General features: G+C 40.1%; 16 protein-coding genes. 10 read left to right on the top strand and 6 right to left on the bottom strand.

The window, feature by feature from the left end; all coding sequences use genetic code 11:
* Positions 1 to 50: 50 nt before the first annotated feature.
* From ACQQ2I_RS00545 to ACQQ2I_RS00535, 3 genes are read right to left on the bottom strand one after another with little or no spacing between them, the layout of a single operon-like run.
* Positions 51 to 1,010, bottom strand: a complete 960-nt coding sequence (locus ACQQ2I_RS00545; protein ID WP_431028618.1) for a peptidyl-prolyl cis-trans isomerase — start codon at positions 1,008 to 1,010, stop codon at positions 51 to 53.
* The gene (gene hslO / locus ACQQ2I_RS00540) at positions 988 to 1,878 is read right to left on the bottom strand and encodes an Hsp33 family molecular chaperone HslO (protein ID WP_431028617.1); all 891 of its coding nucleotides are present in this window, start codon (positions 1,876 to 1,878) and stop codon (positions 988 to 990) included. The genes ACQQ2I_RS00545 and hslO overlap by 23 nt, the downstream gene beginning before the upstream one ends.
* Positions 1,879 to 1,896: 18 nt before the next feature.
* Entirely contained in the window at positions 1,897 to 2,664 is a 768-nt protein-coding gene (locus ACQQ2I_RS00535) for a type III pantothenate kinase (protein WP_431028616.1), read from the bottom strand.
* A gap of 442 nt (positions 2,665 to 3,106) precedes the next feature.
* Here ACQQ2I_RS00535 and ACQQ2I_RS00530 point away from each other — a divergent pair, with 442 nt between their 5' ends.
* The 10 genes from ACQQ2I_RS00530 to ACQQ2I_RS00485 are packed head-to-tail and all read left to right on the top strand — an operon-like array spanning position 3,107 to position 14,354.
* Positions 3,107 to 5,092: a sigma 54-interacting transcriptional regulator gene (locus tag ACQQ2I_RS00530; protein WP_431028615.1), complete on the top strand. Its 1,986-nt coding sequence runs from the start codon at positions 3,107 to 3,109 to the stop codon at positions 5,090 to 5,092.
* A gap of 5 nt (positions 5,093 to 5,097) precedes the next feature.
* Positions 5,098 to 5,967 carry a 3-hydroxyacyl-CoA dehydrogenase NAD-binding domain-containing protein gene (locus tag ACQQ2I_RS00525; RefSeq protein ID WP_431028614.1) on the top strand — a complete coding sequence of 290 codons (870 nt, stop codon included), beginning with the start codon at positions 5,098 to 5,100 and terminating at the stop codon, positions 5,965 to 5,967.
* Positions 5,954 to 6,733: an enoyl-CoA hydratase/isomerase family protein gene (locus tag ACQQ2I_RS00520; protein WP_431028613.1), complete on the top strand. Its 780-nt coding sequence runs from the start codon at positions 5,954 to 5,956 to the stop codon at positions 6,731 to 6,733. Before ACQQ2I_RS00525 ends, ACQQ2I_RS00520 begins: the two co-directional genes overlap by 14 nt.
* Positions 6,734 to 6,747: 14 nt before the next feature.
* A complete protein-coding gene (locus tag ACQQ2I_RS00515) occupies positions 6,748 to 7,917 on the top strand; it encodes an acyl-CoA dehydrogenase family protein (protein ID WP_431028611.1) in 1,170 nt (389 codons plus the stop codon).
* Complete coding sequence (locus ACQQ2I_RS00510) at positions 7,914 to 9,110, top strand: thiolase family protein (protein WP_431028610.1); 1,197 nt, start codon at positions 7,914 to 7,916, stop codon at positions 9,108 to 9,110. Before ACQQ2I_RS00515 ends, ACQQ2I_RS00510 begins: the two co-directional genes overlap by 4 nt.
* A 16-nt stretch (positions 9,111 to 9,126) precedes the next feature.
* On the top strand, positions 9,127 to 10,296 hold the full coding sequence (locus ACQQ2I_RS00505; RefSeq protein WP_431028609.1) for an acyl-CoA dehydrogenase family protein: 1,170 nt from the start codon (positions 9,127 to 9,129) through the stop codon (positions 10,294 to 10,296).
* Positions 10,297 to 10,307: 11 nt separating this feature from the next.
* The gene (menB, locus tag ACQQ2I_RS00500; RefSeq protein ID WP_431028608.1) at positions 10,308 to 11,147 is read left to right on the top strand and encodes a 1,4-dihydroxy-2-naphthoyl-CoA synthase; all 840 of its coding nucleotides are present in this window, start codon (positions 10,308 to 10,310) and stop codon (positions 11,145 to 11,147) included.
* A 17-nt stretch (positions 11,148 to 11,164) separates the two neighbouring features.
* The gene (locus tag ACQQ2I_RS00495; RefSeq protein ID WP_431028607.1) at positions 11,165 to 12,802 is read left to right on the top strand and encodes an AMP-binding protein; all 1,638 of its coding nucleotides are present in this window, start codon (positions 11,165 to 11,167) and stop codon (positions 12,800 to 12,802) included.
* Positions 12,803 to 12,816: 14 nt separating this feature from the next.
* Entirely contained in the window at positions 12,817 to 13,563 is a 747-nt protein-coding gene (locus ACQQ2I_RS00490) for an SDR family NAD(P)-dependent oxidoreductase (protein ID WP_431028606.1), read from the top strand.
* 53 nt (positions 13,564 to 13,616) lie between these two features.
* A complete protein-coding gene (locus tag ACQQ2I_RS00485; protein WP_431028605.1) occupies positions 13,617 to 14,354 on the top strand; it encodes an SDR family NAD(P)-dependent oxidoreductase in 738 nt (245 codons plus the stop codon).
* 146 nt (positions 14,355 to 14,500) lie between these two features.
* On the opposite strand, the gene ftsH is transcribed toward ACQQ2I_RS00485, so the two are convergent.
* From ftsH to tilS, 3 genes are all read right to left on the bottom strand, one after another.
* Positions 14,501 to 16,534, bottom strand: coding sequence for an ATP-dependent zinc metalloprotease FtsH (ftsH, locus tag ACQQ2I_RS00480; RefSeq protein WP_431028604.1), 2,034 nt, complete (start codon positions 16,532 to 16,534; stop codon positions 14,501 to 14,503).
* Positions 16,535 to 16,668: 134 nt separating this feature from the next.
* Positions 16,669 to 17,211, bottom strand: a complete 543-nt coding sequence (gene hpt / locus ACQQ2I_RS00475; RefSeq protein WP_391375757.1) for a hypoxanthine phosphoribosyltransferase — start codon at positions 17,209 to 17,211, stop codon at positions 16,669 to 16,671.
* A gap of 32 nt (positions 17,212 to 17,243) precedes the next feature.
* A complete protein-coding gene (gene tilS, locus ACQQ2I_RS00470; RefSeq protein WP_431028603.1) occupies positions 17,244 to 18,647 on the bottom strand; it encodes a tRNA lysidine(34) synthetase TilS in 1,404 nt (467 codons plus the stop codon).
* Positions 18,648 to 18,651 lie beyond the last annotated feature (4 nt).

The following is an 18,651-nucleotide window of genomic DNA, read 5'->3' as shown; positions in this document are numbered from 1 at the left end:
AAACAAAAGCTTTTCAGTGCACTCGTACTAGATTTCACTGTTTCTTTTCTCTATTTCATTTCTTCACCGTAAAACCAAGTCGCATCAAAATCTGCCCAAAAAGCTTCTGGTGTAATCGTGGCTGATAATTGCTCCATCGCCATTTCACGTGCAATTTGTTCCTTTACTTCTTCAAAAGCAAAAGATTGCCCTTCTATCGTTTCTAGCAGTTGCACTAATGCATAGCGCCCATCGTTTAGCTTTATTGGATTGCTTGTCTCATCCTTTTTTAACTTGGCAACCGTCTGTCGAATCGCAGCATCAACCGTATCTTGCTCTTCTGTAATAAAGCCGATATTGCCACCTAGGCTAGCTGAGGCTGCATCTAAAGAACGTTCTCGCGCTAATACAGAAAAATCTGAACCACTTGCCAATTCTTTTTCAACACTTTGAGCATCTGCCTTCGATGCTACGACAATCATGCTTGTACGATATGAAGTTGGGATATTGTATAAAGACTTATTTTCTTCATAGTATGTAGATGTTTGTTCCTCTTCAATAATAATGTCTTTTGCCAATACCTTTTCTAAAATTAACTGCGCACGTACTTTTTGTCGTAATTGTTCTTCTGTTAAGTTTTCTGTATCATTTGTACCTTGTGCTGAACGCATGAGCGCCATCTCTAAATCAATTTCATCTTCTGTAACTTTAATGTCGTATTTCTCAGCTGCTTTTTCCATGACAGCTTCATTGACTAAATCTTGTAATGTCTCTTTTCCATAGCGACTTTCTATTTCAGCAAGCCATTGTTGACGTGTAATTTCCTCACCAGCAATCGTAGCGACGATTTCCTCGTCGCCTTGATTGTCGCTTCCTGATGGCCAAATCCATAGCATAAACCAAAATATATTCCCTAGTAATAAAATACCCATTACTGTTAAAGCAGGCTTCGTTTTTAATCGACGTTGCGTTAGTCGTACATTGGTTGGTGTAGGTGGTACGGATTTATTATTGTTGTGCATTGATTTCATCAATTAACCCTTGCAATTCCGCTTCAGAAAAATCATATGTTTGTAGACAGAAGTGGCATTGTGTTTCAATTTCACCTTGCTCATCAATCATGTCTTGAATTTCCTTCACACCTAAACCAAGAATTGCTGCACCAAATCGATCTTTCGAACACTGACATTGGAATCGTACCGGCATTGTGCTTAAAATTTGGACATTTCCTTCTTCACCTAGAACCGCTTCTAAAATTTGCTCTGGTGTCATCCCTTTTTCAATCATTTTTGAAACAGGCTCCATTGTACTTAAATGCTTTTCGATTGATTCGATTGTTTCCTCTTCACAACCAGGCATAATTTGCAGAATAAAGCCACCAGCCGCAAGAATCGTGTTATCTGGATTTACTAACACACCAAGCCCGACTGATGAAGGCACTTGTTCACTCGTTGCGAAATAGTATGTGAAATCTTCAGCAATTTCACCTGAAACAATCGGTGTTTGACCGGAGAACATATCACGCATTCCAAGGTCTTTTACAACAGTCATGAAGCCTTCTGTTCCTACCCCAGCACGGACATCGAGTTTGCCATATTCATTTAAATCAAAGTGTACTTGGCCATTTGTTACATAGCCGCGCACATCGCCTTTTGCATCCGTATCAATAATCATAGGACCAATTGGACCGTTTCCTTCAATTTTGACCGTTAACTTGTCCTCACCTTTTAGCATCGCGCCCATCATCACAGCTGCCGTCATCGAACGACCTAATGCCGCTGAAACGACTGGCCACGTGTTATGACGGCGTTGTGCTTCTCCTACTGTTTCTGTTGTACGTGTAGCAAATGCACGTACTTGACCGTTATAGCCAATAGCTCTTACTAAATAATCTCCCATGATGTCATTCCTCATTTCTTATTGATTCCGTTTATAAATGATATATAAACCTTTTAACGTTAAAAACGGTTCAACTATATCAATCATCTTTGTTTCATTTGCAATTAAGCTCGCCAATCCACCAGTTGCAATCACAAGCGGCTCTGTCTTACTTTGTGCTTTCATACGACTTACAATGCCCTCGACTTGCCCAACAAAGCCATAATAAATACCTGCTTGCATTGCCGATACAGTATTTTTCCCGACAATATGTGGCGTCTTAGCAATTTCAATGCGCGGCAATTTTGACGCTCTCGTATAAAGCGCTTCTGTTGAGATTGCAATGCCCGGTGCAATGGCTCCTCCCATATATTCACCTTTTTCATTAATATAGCAGTACGTATTTGCCGTACCAAAATCAACGATAATCAGTGATTGCTCACCATATTCATGCAAAGCGGCTATGGCATTGACAATGCGATCAGCCCCTACTTCACGTGGGTTTTCATATTTAATATTAAGCCCTGTCTTCACACCAGGTCCAACAATAATCGGCTTTACTCGAAAATATTTATGACACATTTCTTCAAGCGCAAACATTATTGGCGGTACAACTGAGGATATGATAATTCCTGTAATCTGGTCAAATGAGATGCCTGCATGTACAAAGAACACTTTTACTTGCATAGCGTATTCATCTTCCGTTTTATGACGATTTGTCTCCATACGCCAATGGAATACAAGGCGGTCGTTTTTATATACACCGAGCACAATACTAGAATTCCCTGCATCAAGTACTAAAATCATTTGTCACTCACACCTATCAAATCCATTTAGAGAAATCATAACACATAACATTCTCTAGATAATAGTACAGTACACGTACTCATTTTCCACCGTTGGATTTATGTATCCATTCATAACAAAAATTAATAACCTATTTTTTACTATATTTAAAAAACATTATGTTATAGCCATTTAATTCACGTCTTTACTGTTATGCATTTTTTTCTAGACTGTTGCTAATATGCATCACTTTATATTTTATCAATATTATAAATTCAATAATACAACCAAACGACAACTAAAAAACATTTAAAAGCATATTTGATACACAAAAGAGAATATGTTACGTTTTATTTGCGGTATATACTTGGATTTCCACTACTCTATCAAGCTAATACTTTAGAAAGCAACGCAGATTATGTTGCAAATTCGCAACACCCTCTAGCGAGAAAGGAGACTTTCCATGGAACAAACTATTAAGCTACAACCTATAGGGATTTTCCCTAGCGATACAACTACGCTACTTCATCTATTAAACACCATGACAACTCAAGCTTATCGTTACGGTATGATCATTGGACGCTTCGGCAAATTAGAAGGCTTCTTTACCGCCATGGACTTATTACAGTATTGCATGAAAATGGGGTTCGACTATATAGAAGATATCGATCAACTGAGAGCATTCGCTCGTATGGTCAATAAACAATTTACTATAGTCACACATATTCCATCGATAAAATACGAATGGCCCGCGGATACACATTTACTCATTATTAAGCAAGATAATAAATATATGGGCTGCATTGATAAAGCTACCTTTTATGAGGCTGTTGCAAAAACACAACAGTTTCAATTAAAACATTATAAAACGGTTTTTCAAGCTGTACCGAGTGGCATTATGGCAGTCGATATTCAAGGCAATATTACGATGATGAACCAGGCAGGTGAAAAAATCTCTGGTGTCCCACTCGAAAAAGCAATTGGTCGCTTTATTACAGATGTCGTTCCACCAAAAGGATTACTTCAAGTACTTCAAACAGGGCAAGGACAAGTAGAAAAATATAAGGTGCGTAAACGTTGGTATATTTCTCACCGTGAGCCCATTTTTGACGGCAAACAGCTTGTAGGGGCTATCGGTGTATTTGAGGACATTTCAAAAATAGAGTCCCTTACCTCCGAGTTAGAAACGTACCGCCAATTAGTCCGTGAAAATGAAATGCTAATGGACACGAGTGAACATGGCATTGCTATTATGGATCCAAATGGAGATATTCTGCGTCAGAATGCTTTATTTCATCAATTCTATATATCTATTATGTATGAAGAATCTCAACGGGTTAAGTTTTCTCAAGCATTGCAAGACATTATCCAAAATAAAAAAACACAAAGTACCATTCGCATGACAAATCGTCATCAACAAGTATTAGATGTTCATTTTTCTATTATCACCAATCAAGAACAGCGCACAATCGACCGCATCGTTGTACGCATTTCCAACATTACAACAACGTCTCAACATCTAAAAAAAATAAACGCACTCCAGCAGCAACTTCATCATGTATTTACACTAACAAATGACTCCATTGTTTCGTATTCGACAGAACTGACAAACAAAATCAAACAAATTGCGAAAGTAAGCTCCTCCGTCTTAATTAAAGGAGCTATCGGTACAGGTCGTTCCACATTAGCGAAACAAATTGTGTTAAATAGTGAACGTAAAAAGGCGCCGTTTATCGAAATTGACTGTAGAACAAAAACAAAAAACGAATTGGAGTATGTATTATTCACCACTACTCTTGAAGGGTATTATTTATTTTCACTCGCTACAAATGGCACATTGTACTTCAAAAATATTGATTATTTACCCTATACGTTACAGGAAAGACTTGCTTCTCTCATAGAGCAACAGGCTTCTACTATAAATATTCGAATCATGGCTTCTATTAGCACAGATGTTTCATTTGGCCAGAAACCTAATTTCAGCGAAAAACTTTATTATTTGATTAATGCCATTACATTTCATATACCGCCCATTGCTGAAAAACCTGAAGAAACCAAAACAATTATCCAACATTTTATTCATCTTCTAAGTGAAAAACATCATCGTTCGATTACGTTAACCGCCGATGCGATTCAATTTCTACTGCGGCAACAATGGACAGAAAACTTAAAAGAAATTTTCTCACTGTTAGAACGACTCGTTTTATCATCTCACCGCACGCTATTTCATGCTTTTCATATTAAACAATTACTCGCTCTTCAAGAAGATATAAGCAAAAAGTCTATTATTGTAAATGATATTTTACCACTTAAAACGGCGGTGAAAGAACTCGAAAAAGAACTACTGTTTTTACTAAATGAAAAAAATATTTCCTATCGTCAAATGGCGAAGATTCTAGATGTTAATCCCTCTACGGTAGTCAGAAAAATCAGAAATATAAAGGAGTGATGTACATGGTTAACTCAATTTCTATTATCGGGGCAGGTATTATGGGCAGAGGTATTGCTTATACCGCTGCCATTAGCGGGTACACGGTAACACTACAAGATATTTCAGTTGCCAGCTTACAAAGTGCCCAGCAAGAAATCGAAAAAATGGCCTCTCAAAGTCGAGAGAAAGGCTTTATCTCCACACAGCAGCAACAAGCTGTGGCGCAAATTCACTATACTCCCTCTATCGAGCAAGCGGCTACTAATGCAGAACTCGTCATAGAGGCTGTCGTAGAGCGGATTGAAATTAAAACAGCGATTTTTAAACAGCTCGATGTACTTTGTTCACCTGAGACCATTTTAGCCACAAATACATCGTCACTTAGCCCAACGGAAATTGGGTGTCAAACAACTCGCCCAACTAAAGTACTCGCGATGCATTTCTTTAATCCGGTACACAAAATGAAGCTTATTGAAATCATTCGTGGGCTCGATACATCCGATGAAACCGTAGACATCATTAAACAAGTCGCTACGCAAATGCAAAAAGAATCAGTTGAAGTAAATGAATTTCCGGGCTTTGTCACTTCTAGAATGAATGCGCTCATCGGAAATGAAGCAGTAAACATGCTGATGGAAGGTGTAGCCTCAGCTGAAGATATCGATAAAGCAATTAAACTGGGACTCAACCATCCGATGGGTCCTCTTGAAATGGGTGATCTAGTAGGACTAGATACGAGATTACGGACGCTAGAATATTTAAACAAAACACTTGGCGAAAAATATCGACCTAGTCCGCTATTAGTGAAATATGTGAAAGCCGGCCGTCTAGGTAAAAAAACGGGGAAAGGCTTTTATGACTATAAGGAGTGTGAACAACATGCTAACACTTGATTACATTCATCTTTCAATTGTTGAACAGATTGGCTATATCACGCTGAACCGGCCTGAAGTACTGAATGCACTAGATGAAAAAATGGTAAATGAATTACAAGAAGCCTTTACGTACTTAGAAAAACAACCCACCATCCGACTCATTATTGTGCAAGGAGCTGGGGGAAAGGCTTTCGCTGCTGGCGCTGATATTAAGGCACTGGAAAAACGGACACCTTTAGATGGTCTAACCCTAGGCATGCAGCATGTATACACCCAAATTGAGCAGAGCGCTAAAGTGACCATTGCCGTTATTAATGGCTTCGCACTTGGCGGTGGTTGTGAATTGGCACTCGCTTGTGATATTCGCATCGCAACGGAGAAGGCCAAGTTTGGATTACCCGAACTCAACCTAGGCGTTTTACCTGGAGCGGGTGGTACACAACGACTTACGCGCATCATTGGTAAAGGGCGCGCACTCGATCTCATCCTCACAGGACGAATTGTTTCCGGTGAAGAAGCACAGCAAATGGGGCTTGCCACATACTACTGTACAGAAACAAAACTTGAGCAAAAGATGCACGAAATTACCGAAGCTATTTTGAAAAAGAGTCCTATCGCTGTACAGCTTACCAAACAAGCCGTACATCATGGGTTTGATGTAGATATGCAAACGGCACAATGGATTGAAAAACTATCCATTTCCCTACTCTTCGGTACAGAAGATAAAGCAGAAGGAACACGCGCATTTATCGAAAAACGACCAGCAAACTTCACAAATCAATAAAGGAGGGATACGTGATGAATTTTGCATTTAGTGAGGATACATTGGCATTAAAGGAATTAGTACAAAAATTTATTCGAGATGAAGTAGAGCCATTTGCGAATCAAATTGAAGAGCAGAATGCAATTCCCCCACACCTTGTAAAAACGGCAAAAGAAATGGGTCTATTTAGTTTAAGTATTCCTGAAGAATATGGTGGTCTTGGACTTGATATGGTCAGCAAATGTGCCGTATTAGAGGAATTAGCGAAAACACATAACGGTTTTACAACATTAATTTCTTGTCATATCGGTATTGGCTCTGTTGGCATTGTGGAATTCGGCTCCCCTGCTCAAAAAGAAAAATATTTACCACGCATGGCAACCGGGGAATGGATTGGTGCATTTGCCTTAACGGAACCATCTGCTGGTTCAAATGCAGTCAATTTAAAAACAACAGCTGTGCGAAAAGGCGATAAATATATTTTAAATGGCTCCAAGCATTACATTACAAATGCACACGATGCCCATGTCTTTACAGTCATGGCCGTTACCGATCCAACAAAAGGAGCAAAAGGCATTAGCTCTTTTATTGTAGAAAAAGGAACACCGGGATTTGAGGTAGGTGCACCAGAAAAGAAGCTAGGATTACGCGGTTCAAACTCCGCTGAACTATTTTTTGAAAATGTTGAAATTCCTGCTGAAAACTTACTCGGATTAGAGGGCACTGGCTATGTGAATGCGTTAAAAATTTTAGCGAATGGACGTGCAGGTATGGCCGCTCGCTGTTTAGGCTCTTCCCAAAAACTGTTAGAGCATTCGATGCAACATGCAACAGAGCGTGAGCAATTTAGTCAACCAATTTTCAACTTCCAAGCCATTCAACATATGTTAGCCGATATGGCGATGCAAATAGAAGCATTACGCGCTTTAACTTATCGTGTCGCTTGGATGGTCGATCAAGGGACTCGTGTTGTAAAAGAAGCAGCCATGGCAAAATTATATGGTTCTGAAGTATATAACCGTGTGGCTGATACAGCTCTGCAAATTCATGGTGGACTTGGTTATATGAAAGACTATCCAATTGAGCGCTACTTCCGCGATGCGCGTATTACACGCATTTATGAAGGGACTTCAGAAATCCAACGCAATATTATCGCTTCAGAATTGGGGCGTGAATATCACAACAAAAAGGGTGTGAATGTATGAGAGATGTGTATATTGTCGATGCCGTCCGTACACCGATTGGCAAAATTGGCGGTGTCTTTAAAGACATGAGAGCTGACAAACTAGCGGCACATGTCATACAGGGTCTTCTCGATCGACAGCCATCCCCTATCCAAGTCGATGAGGTCATTTTAGGACAGGCCAGGCAAAGTGGTGATGCGGCTAATATTGCGCGGGTAGCGTCATTACGTGCTAATATGCCAATCGAAGTCACTGCTTATACCGTTCATCGCCAATGTGGCTCTGGTTTACAAGCGATCAATAATGCTGTACAGCAAATCGCACTTGGCCTACAGGATGTCATCATTGCAGGAGGAGCAGAAAGCTTAAGTACAGCTCCGTTTTACTTAGGTCATGCACGTTACGGATTAGGTGTTGGCAATGTGATGTTGTATGATTCCAATACCGAAAGCCAGATCAATTCACAGCCAACTGATTTATACGGGCACATTACGATGGGGATAACAGCAGAAAACTTAGCGGAAAAATATTATATTTCCCGCGAAGTACAAGATGCCTTTTCTTTACGTAGCCAAGAGCTTGCACTTGCTGCCATCGAAAACAAACGATTTCACGATGAAATCATTCCTTATGAAATTAAAACAAAAAAATCGACGACTATCATCGATACCGATGAGCATCCACGGCATACCTCCCTTGAACAATTAGCAAAACTAAAGCCTGTATTCAAAGAAAATGGAACGATTACAGCAGGCAGTTCAAGCGGTCGAAATGACGGGGCCTCTGCTCTTTTACTTATGAGTGAAGAAAAAGTAAAAGCATATGGCTTAACACCAAAAGCAAAAATTATTGCGCAAGCGGTTGCTGGGGTAGCACCGGAAATCATGGGGATTGGACCTGTTCCAGCAACAGAAAAAGCACTTGCACAAGCAAACTTAACACTTGATGATATCGATTTAATCGAGCTTAATGAAGCATTTGCTGCTCAAGCGCTCGCTGTTATTCAGGAAGGTAATTTTAATATAGAAAAAGTGAATGCGAACGGGGGCGCTATTGCACTAGGGCATCCAATCGGCGCAACAGGAGCCATTATTTTAACAAAACTTGTCCATGAGTTGCAGCGACGTAATGGTCGATATGGTCTTGCTACACTTTGTATCGGTGGTGGTCAAGGTATTACAACCATTATCGAAAACTGCGCATTTAACTACTAGAAAGGGGTTTTCACCTATGTTAAATTTCGAATTCACGGAAGAACAAGAACAATTTCGTAAAATTTTGCGCGATTTCGCAAAGGAAGAATTATTACCACACTATACAAAATGGGATCGTGAAGGCATCACACCCCGCCACCTCTGGAAAAAGCTCGGTGATTTAGGGGTTACCGGGCTTCGTATTCCCGAACAATATGGTGGTGTCGGCGCAGATTGTCTCACAACAGGCATTGCAGCAGAAGAAATTGGTCGGGGTGATTTTAACTTAACGTACTCTGTTATGTTAAATGCTTTAATCGGCGAAATTCTTACTCAACATGCAAGCGAAGAAATGAAAAATGAATGGCTACCGCAAATCGCAAGTGGCGAAAAAATTGTTGGCATTGCCATTACAGAGCCTGCTGCTGGAACAGATGCTGGTGGCATTACATCGACGGCTCGCCGTGAAGACAATGAATATGTATTAAACGGTGAAAAATCAGGCATTAGTGTCGCTACATGCGGAGATGCTTTCATCGTCTTTGCTAAAACGAATCCTTCACTCGGTAATAAAGGTATTAGTGCATTTCTTGTACCTTCTACTGTCAATGGATTTGAAGCAAAGGGCTATGAAGATATGGGCAATATCCCGATTGGACGCGGCTCAATTTATATGCACGAACTACGCATTCCAGCAGCAAATTTGATTGGGCAAGAAAATCAAGGCTTCTCGCAAGTGATGAACGGCTTCGACTTAAGTCGCTTACTCATCGGTTTACAATGTGTTGGCGCAGCGATGCAAAGTATCGATGAAACAATCGAGCACGTAAAAATACGGCAATCATTCGGTCGCCCTTTAGCCACATATCAAGCTGTTTCGTTCCCTATTGTGACACATCATACACAACTGGAGCTCATTAAATGGCAAGCTTATCGCGGGTTATGGCTACGCGACCAAGGACGAAAGCATTCAAAAGAAGCTTCGAGTGTAAAATGGCTTGGGCCAAAATATAGCGTAGAAGCTATTCATGAATGTCTTCTACTAAATGGGCACTATGCATACACAAAAGAAATGCCGTTAGAGCAACGGTTACGTGATGTAATTGGCTTAGAAATCGGAGACGGTACAGCACAAGCAAACCAAATGGTTATTGCGAAAGAGATTATTGGAAGAGAATTCCGTACACATCAAACTCAAACAGTTTAGGAGGAATGAACATGGAAATTGTAAATCCACTAGTTGGTACTCACCAACCATTAGAACTAACTGATATTTTATACAAAAAAGAAGATGGTATTGCGACAATTACGATTAATCGTCCAGAAGTGTATAACGCATTTCGCGGAGAAACAGTACAACAACTCATTTGGGCATTTCGTGACGCTTGGGATGATAATCGCATTGGGGTTGTCATTTTAACAGGCTCAGGTGAAAAAGCATTTTGTGTAGGTGGAGATCAAAAGTCAAAAGGCTTAGAAGGTGGTTATAACCACAACGGCGGATTAGGTGGCGGCATTGGCTTAGAAATTGAAGCACTACACCAAGTCATTCGCAATATACCAAAACCCGTTATCGCCGCAGTAAATGGTTATGCGATTGGTGGTGGGCATGTTTTACACGTGATTTGTGATTTAACCATTGCAGCGGACACTGCAAAATTCGGACAAAGCGGACCGAAAGTAGGAAGCTACGATGCAGGGTTTGGCTCTGCTTACTTAGCCCGCATCGTTGGAGAGAAAAAAGCACGTGAAATTTGGTATTTATGCGAGCAATATACAGCACAAGAATGCAAAGAAATGGGCTTAGTTAATAAAATTGTCCCAGCAGCACAATTAATGGAGGCTGCTGATGAATGGGCACAAAAACTACTTGAAAAGAGCCCAACTGCTTTAAAAATGCTGAAATATTCATTTAATGCAGATAGCGCTAATATTCAAGGCATTTCACAGCTTGCTATGGGTAGCTTAGCCATGTTCTATAATACCGAGGAATCAAATGAAGGGAAAGAAGCCTTTTTAGAAAAGCGTCCAGTCGATTTCAATAAATTCCGTGTATAGAATAGGAGGTGTTTTGAATGAAGCAACTGCAAACGATGTTAACGGAGGATTATGTGGAAAAGTACCAATCTATTTGGCCACAAAAAACGATAATCGATTATTTATATGATGCTGTAGGAAAACACCCAGACAAAGTCGCTATTATCGATCGCAAAAGTCGCTATACCTATCAAGAGCTCGCAAAAATGGTTGATCGTGTAGCACTCGGTCTACAACAATTAGGCGTAGAAAAAGGCGATGTAGTGTCATTACAGCTACCTAACTGGAACGAGTTTATCATTTTACATTACGCCATTACACGGATTGGTGCTATTACGAACCCTTTAATCCCTATTTATCGTGAACGTGAAGTTGGCTATATGATTGGGGCCGTAGAATCAAAAGTTATTATTATTCCAGATACATTCCGCGACTTCAATTATGTCAATATGTATGAGAATTTACGCCATCAATGGCCATTTGTAAAGCATATACTTGTCATCGGTAACAGTGTTTCCACAAATATGCAATCTATTGATTTCTTGTTTAATACACCGTGGGAGGAACAATTGGATGTTGCACTTCTAGACACAATTGAGCATCATCCAGATGATGTAACAGAAATTATTTTTACTTCAGGTACAACAGGTAACCCAAAAGGTGTGATGCATACGCATAATACCCTTTGTGTCTCTACAAACTTTTGGATTGAACGTTTACGTTTAACGAGTGATGATGTGCTCTTTATGGCTTCTACATTCGCACATCAAACAGGCTTCGGTTATGGCGTACGCCTACCAACTCATTATGCTGGTACAGCCGTTTATCAAGATATTTGGAACCCTCAAGAATTTTTACAACTCATTGAAAAAGAAAAAATTACGTTTACAGCAGGCGCAACACCATTTTTACAAGATACCGTGCAGTCGCCTTATATGAAAGATTATGACCTTTCTTCATTCCGCGCTTTCCTTGCATTAGGTGCTCCTATTCCACGAGTACTTGTCAAACAAGCAAAGGAAATGGTAAAATTTCGTATTTTATCTGGTTGGGGGCAAACAGAAAATGGTCTTGTGACGCTTACTAAGCTCGACGATTCAGAAGATAAGCTAACGAATACAGACGGAGTGGCCCTTCCTAGCATGGAGGTAAAAGTCGTTGATACAGATTTCAATGAAGTACCACCAAATGTAGAAGGAAACCTATTATGCAAAGGTCCTGCCCTATTCGTTGGCTACTTAAACCAATTAGACGTTACCCAAGACGAGTTTAAAGATGGCTGGTTCATTACGGGAGACCGTGCCGTTATGGACGAAGATGGCTATATTCGTATCTCTGGTCGTAATAAAGATATTATTATTCGTGGTGGTGAAAACATCCCTGTTGCCTATATTGAAAATATTTTATATGAACATCCAGATGTATTTGCAGCGCAACTTGTAGCGATGCCAGACCCACGTCTTCAAGAAAAAGCATGTGCCTTCATATGCATGAAACCTAACACAACACCGTTAACAATGGAAACGATGCAAGCCTTTTTACAACAAAAAGGGGTCGCCAAACAATATTGGCCTGAACATCTAGAATTACTAGAAGACCTCCCTCGTACAGCGAGTGGAAAAATTCAAAAGTTCAAATTACGTGAAATGGTCGCTCAACAGGCACCACTCTCATAAGGAGGAGTTAGGACATGACAAATCAAGTAGCATTCATAACAGGGGCTGGCAGTGGCATCGGACGCCAAATTGCACTCACACTAGCAGCCAAAAATTTTGACATAATTGTAACCGATATTAACGAGGAGAATGCGGAACAGACCGTATCTCTCATTAAAGAACAGCAAGGACAGGCCGTTGCTATTTACTGTGATGTGACAAAGTTAGAAAGTGTAGAAGAAGCCGTAAGTAAATCGGTAGAACAGTTTGGTAAAATCGATGTGTTAGTTAACAATGCCGGCTGGGATAAAATTGAGCCCTTTTTAAAAAGTGAACCAGCTACATGGGAGACAATCATCAATATCAACTTAATGGGGCAAATTCACACATGTAAAACGATTTTACCGCTCATGATTGAAAATGGCTTTGGCAAAGTGGTCAATGTGGCATCTGACTCAGGACGTGTTGGCTCAAGTGGTGAAGCCGTATATTCCGCTGCAAAAGGCGGTATTATTGCATTGACGAAAACACTTGCACGTGAAATGGCTCGTCATAAAATTAATGTAAACTGTATCGCACCTGGTCCAGCTGATACACCACTATTTAAGGAAATCAGTGAGTATAACGCAGGCATTACAGAAGCATTAGTAAAGGCAATTCCATTCCGCCGCTTAGCGCAGCCAGAAGATATCGCCAACGCTGTAGCGTTCTTAGCATCCACTGAAGCAGATTATATTACAGGACAAACACTATCAGTCAACGGTGGCTTAGCCATGGTATAGAAATGACAGGGGTCACGCTTTGTGACTCCTGTTTTCTTAAGGAGGGATGAGCAATGGAACAAGTTATTTTAGTCACAGGTGCATCTGATCGTGTTGGACGTGCTATCGCTTTACAAGTAGCCGCTCAAGGCGCTACCGTTGCAGTTCACTATCACCATTCAAAAAAAAAAGCACAAGAAACAGTAAGACAGATCATCACATCAGGCGGTAAAGCGGTAAGTTTCCAAGCAAACATTGGCCGTTTAGAGGATGTTCAACGGCTACAACAAGAGATTACAGCCTCTCTTGGACCTGTGACAGCTGTCATAAATAATGCTGCATTTACACAAATGAAATCATTTTTTGACTATAAGCCGTATGAATGGCAGCACGAGCTAGATGTATGTTTAAACGGTGTTATCCATTTAGCCTATGTATTTTTACCACAGATGAAGGAAATGAATAAAGGTAAGTTTATAACATTAATCGGTGATTCTGCTCGTACGGGAGACCGCAAACTCATTATTTCTGCTGCAGCCAGAAGTGGTGCACTTAGCTTGATGAAGTCTCTAGCACAAGAAGTCGGTCGTTATCAAATCCAATGCAACACAATTTCTATTGGCTTACTCGATCAAGGTGATTTACATTTTTCTCCTGACGTTCAAAAGCAAGTGTTAAAGCGCTATCCATTACAACGTTTAGGGACAGCAGAAGATGTGACGGGTGCAGTTACCTTTTTACTAAGTGACGCAGCTAATTGGATCACAGGACAAGTATTATCCGTAAACGGTGGACATTCTATGTTTAGCTAATATTTAGAAAGACATGTCTCGGCTAAAATAAGTAGCGATGATGTCCCTTCTGATACGGATATCCAGCAGGTAAGTAATTAATTTTTTTTCTGAAAAACAAAAAGAGAACAAAGCAATTAGTTGCTTTGTTCTCTTTATTTTATTACTTATCCGCGATCTTCATCGATGCCTTTTGGACGTTCTGAAGACGGCTCTTCTTTTGGCAAGTCCGCTACTGTTGGATCTGATTTTTTACCAAGAATATCATTATTGATTGTTGGTGTACCAGCTACTTCAACTGTAGGCTCAGCCTCTGCCTTTTCTTGTTCTTTGCGTTCTTTCGCCTCATCCATTGCTTGGATTGAGCTTTCTGGCAATGTACCTTTGTCACGTAAATGTTCGATTTCTTCAGCGTTTAATGTTTCTTTCACCATTAATGTGTTGGCGATTAAATCTAATAATTCACGTTTCTCTGTCAGAATTTGACGTGTACGCTCATATTGCGTATCGATAATTTTTTGCATTTCTTTATCGATTTCATACGCAATTTTATCTGAGTAGTTTTGATCCGAGTTGAAATCGCGCCCTAAGAACACATTACCGCCCGAACCAGAACCAAACTGAATCGCACCAAGGTTTTCACTCATACCATATTCTGTAACCATTGCACGCGCAATATTCGTTACTTTTTGGAAGTCGTTATGCGCACCTGTTGATACTTCTCCAAGCACAATTTCTTCTGCTACACGACCACCAAGAAGTCCTGCAATGCGGTCTAATAACTCTTGTTTTGTCGTGAAGAAACGTTCTTCCTTCGGTAACATAATCGCATAACCGCCTGCTTGACCACGTGGTACGATCGTTACTTTATGCACAGTGTCCGCTTCATCAAGAGTCAAGCCAACCACTACGTGACCTGCTTCATGGAAGGACACTAATTTTTTCTCTTTGTTCGAATATACACGGCTCGCTTTTGCTGGACCAGCAATGACGCGGTCAGAAGCTTCATCAATGTCTACCATGTCAATTGTTTTCTTATTTTTACGAGCGGCAACAAGTGCTGCTTCGTTTAATAAGTTTTCTAAATCGGCACCTGAGAAGCCAGGTGTACGTTGTGCTACGGCACCTAAATCAACTGTATCTGATAACGGCTTGTTACGTGCATGCACTTTAAGAATTGCTTCACGACCTTTTACATCAGGATGACCTACTGTAATTTGACGGTCAAAACGACCAGGACGTAATAATGCTTTGTCTAGAATATCAGGGCGGTTTGTCGCTGCAATGATAATAATCCCTTCATTTGCACCGAAACCATCCATCTCAACTAGTAATTGGTTTAATGTTTGCTCACGCTCATCGTGACCGCCACCAAGACCTGCTCCACGTTGACGACCTACTGCATCAATTTCGTCAATGAAGATAATACACGGTGCATTTTTCTTCGCGTTTTCGAATAAGTCACGAACACGTGATGCACCAACACCGACGAACATTTCTACGAAGTCAGAACCTGAAATCGAGAAGAATGGTACGCCCGCTTCCCCAGCTACTGCACGAGCAAGTAATGTTTTACCCGTACCTGGAGGACCTACTAGTAAAATACCTTTTGGAATACGAGCACCAATTTCAGTAAATTTACGGTGGTCTTTTAAGAACTCTACTACTTCCACAAGCTCTGCTTTTTCTTCATCAGCGCCTGCTACATCTGTAAAGCGTACTTTTTTCTTTTGGTCATCGTAAAGCTTGGCTTTCGATTTACCAAAGTTCATCACTTTATTGCCTCCACCTTGTGATTGACTCAACAAGAAGAAGAACAAAATAATGATAATAATGAATGGGATAATACCTGTAAAGAAGCTTACCCATCCACTTGTTTCAGGCGCTTGCTCCCAATGTACATCTGGATATGCCTTTTGTAAATCTGTTAGGCGATCCATTAATGCTTGGTTATTTTGAGGAAGGTTAACTGTAAACGTTTCCCCCTCTTCAGCCCCTTTCATAACACCTTCTACAACGTATACACCACTATCGGGTTGTATTACTACCTCTTGGATCGTACTAGCATCCAAAGCTTTTAAAAACTCATGATACGTCAGCTCTTCAGTTGGCTTATTGCCCCCATTAAATGTGCCAAAAATCCCGATGATCACGAGAAAAATTAACAAATAAAATATGGTGTATCGAAATATTCGATTCATCCCCAGCCTCCTCACAACATTACAGAAAAACTATAAGTAAAATCTTAACATACGATGTTTTCTACATACAACGAAAAGCACTGCTTAAAATATGTTTCACATGATTTTTGTCGAAATCGTTACACAATTGTTATTTAAAAAGAGTAAACTTCTCGTTTTAAAATACCGATGTAAGGCAAATTACGATACTTTTCTGCATAATCTAATCCATAACCTACTACAAATCCATCTGGCACTTCAAAGCCAACTAGGTCAGCCTTTAAATTTACTTTACGACCAGACGGCTTATCTAAAAGCGTTACAATACGAATCGATTTCGCTTTACGATATTTAAATAAATCGACAAGGTAGCTTAGTGTTAAACCGCTATCGATAATATCTTCAATAATGATGACATCACGACCTTCTACACTTGTATTTAAATCCTTTAAAATCTTTACTTCACCAGAAGATACAGTTGCGTTTCCATAGCTTGAGACATCCATAAAGTCAACTTCAATATAAGAGTCGAAACGTTTCATTAAGTCTGTCATAAACGGCATTGCACCTTTTAACACACCGATAGCGAGGGGGAATTCGTCTTTATAAATTTCTGTTAATTCCGCACCTAGCTCCTGAATACGTGCCTGAATCTGTTCCTCTGTAATTACAATTTTTTCAATATCATTTTGAATCATTATTGATTCCTCCTCAAGATTGTTCAAACACCCTAGTCTGTCTTTGTTTCACAAATGAATACATAGTCATCCCCCGCACGCCTTGTTCTAGAAAATTTATTACTTACCCGCAAGCCGATTACCGCCAGTATCTCCCCCTTATAATCGACAAGCAGTGGCCACTCATCTCGCTTAGTAAGCGGTACTTTTTCATCTATGAAGAGTCTCGATAGGCGTTTTGGCGCATCCATGCCTGATAGCTGTATACGATCTCCCTCTTCACGGGTTCTTGTATGTATCGGAAGAAATAGTGTTTCTGCGCTCACGTAATAGATTTCTGCGTCTTTACTTAACGGCGAAGTTAAGTGAGCAAATTCTCCTATGTAAAACCGAATCCCTGCTCTTTCATTCCATTCATTTAATACAAGCTCCCCGGAAATAACTGGAACAACTTCTTGCTTTTTTAAGAAAAGTATTTTCCCATATTGCCTGCTTACTATACATCCTCTCGGTAAGTTCATCATAGCGCTTCCATTTTGTGTTTGAAATAGCTTTAAAATGAGTGTGCATAACGTATGACTTTGAGACGTGTCTGTATCGTTATCAAGATAGTTTAATAGTATTAAAATGAGCCTTCTTTGTAAAGCAAGTGGTTCGTTTAAAAACGCATTAATTTCAACTTCATAACAACGATCACTTTTTCTTGTAACTAAACGATTAAATGTTTGATGGGCAAGCTGTTGTAAATACGTATCATCTTGTATTAGTTGCAATGAAAATTGTGTTGCGTGTTGGGCAACGAATTCATTTTCAGCCTTTAAAAATGGCACAACATGGTGACGGAACCGATTTCTTGTGTAATCATCTTTTGCGTTACTTGCATCCTCACGAAAATCTACACCACTCTTTTGTAAATATCCCCTTATTTCGTCTTTTGTAACCGTTAAAAATGGACGAATTATCATTCCTTCTATAAATGGACGCTTGGCATGGATTCCTTGCATACTTGTAATCGTTCCAGCCTTTGCAAGTGCCATCAATATCGATTCTAATTGGTCATCTGCATGATGAGCAGTCACTAGCGTATCAATGGCCTGCTCTTTCATTACAGCGGCCAAAAATGCATAGCGCTCCTTGCGGCAAACTGCTTGTGAATTTCCACCTTGCTCTTCCAAAATAGCCGGAATAGGGATAGCCGTACTAAAACATGGAATTTGTCTATCTTGGCAAAATTGCTCGACAAATAGTCGGTCACCTGCCGATTGCTCGCCACGCAACAGATGATCAACATGAGCGACAAATATTTCAACCTCTAACTTTTTTTGATATTTATCAAAAAAAGTTAGGAGCGCCATGGAATCGACGCCCCCTGAACAAGCGATGAGCAGGCGATTCCCCTTGTTGATAAGCTGCTCGCTCTCAATAAACTGCAAAATATTTTGCTCAAATGCTCTCATCTTC

It is taken from the genome of Lysinibacillus sp. LZ02 (assembly GCF_050613145.1).
Classification (GTDB): domain Bacteria; phylum Bacillota; class Bacilli; order Bacillales_A; family Planococcaceae; genus Lysinibacillus_B.
This window is presented reverse-complemented; position numbering and strand designations above follow the sequence as displayed.

Coding starts and splice junctions, on each gene's coding strand:
- ACQQ2I_RS00545 (WP_431028618.1), bottom strand. CDS start 1,010: ATGAAATCAATGCACAACAATAATAAATCCGTACCACCTACACCAACC.
- hslO (WP_431028617.1), bottom strand. CDS start 1,878: ATGGGAGATTATTTAGTAAGAGCTATTGGCTATAACGGTCAAGTACGT.
- ACQQ2I_RS00535 (WP_431028616.1), bottom strand. CDS start 2,664: ATGATTTTAGTACTTGATGCAGGGAATTCTAGTATTGTGCTCGGTGTA.
- ACQQ2I_RS00530 (WP_431028615.1), top strand. CDS start 3,107: ATGGAACAAACTATTAAGCTACAACCTATAGGGATTTTCCCTAGCGAT.
- ACQQ2I_RS00525 (WP_431028614.1), top strand. CDS start 5,098: ATGGTTAACTCAATTTCTATTATCGGGGCAGGTATTATGGGCAGAGGT.
- ACQQ2I_RS00520 (WP_431028613.1), top strand. CDS start 5,954: ATGCTAACACTTGATTACATTCATCTTTCAATTGTTGAACAGATTGGC.
- ACQQ2I_RS00515 (WP_431028611.1), top strand. CDS start 6,748: ATGAATTTTGCATTTAGTGAGGATACATTGGCATTAAAGGAATTAGTA.
- ACQQ2I_RS00510 (WP_431028610.1), top strand. CDS start 7,914: ATGAGAGATGTGTATATTGTCGATGCCGTCCGTACACCGATTGGCAAA.
- ACQQ2I_RS00505 (WP_431028609.1), top strand. CDS start 9,127: ATGTTAAATTTCGAATTCACGGAAGAACAAGAACAATTTCGTAAAATT.
- menB (WP_431028608.1), top strand. CDS start 10,308: ATGGAAATTGTAAATCCACTAGTTGGTACTCACCAACCATTAGAACTA.
- ACQQ2I_RS00495 (WP_431028607.1), top strand. CDS start 11,165: ATGAAGCAACTGCAAACGATGTTAACGGAGGATTATGTGGAAAAGTAC.
- ACQQ2I_RS00490 (WP_431028606.1), top strand. CDS start 12,817: ATGACAAATCAAGTAGCATTCATAACAGGGGCTGGCAGTGGCATCGGA.
- ACQQ2I_RS00485 (WP_431028605.1), top strand. CDS start 13,617: ATGGAACAAGTTATTTTAGTCACAGGTGCATCTGATCGTGTTGGACGT.
- ftsH (WP_431028604.1), bottom strand. CDS start 16,534: ATGAATCGAATATTTCGATACACCATATTTTATTTGTTAATTTTTCTC.
- hpt (WP_391375757.1), bottom strand. CDS start 17,211: ATGATTCAAAATGATATTGAAAAAATTGTAATTACAGAGGAACAGATT.
- tilS (WP_431028603.1), bottom strand. CDS start 18,647: ATGAGAGCATTTGAGCAAAATATTTTGCAGTTTATTGAGAGCGAGCAG.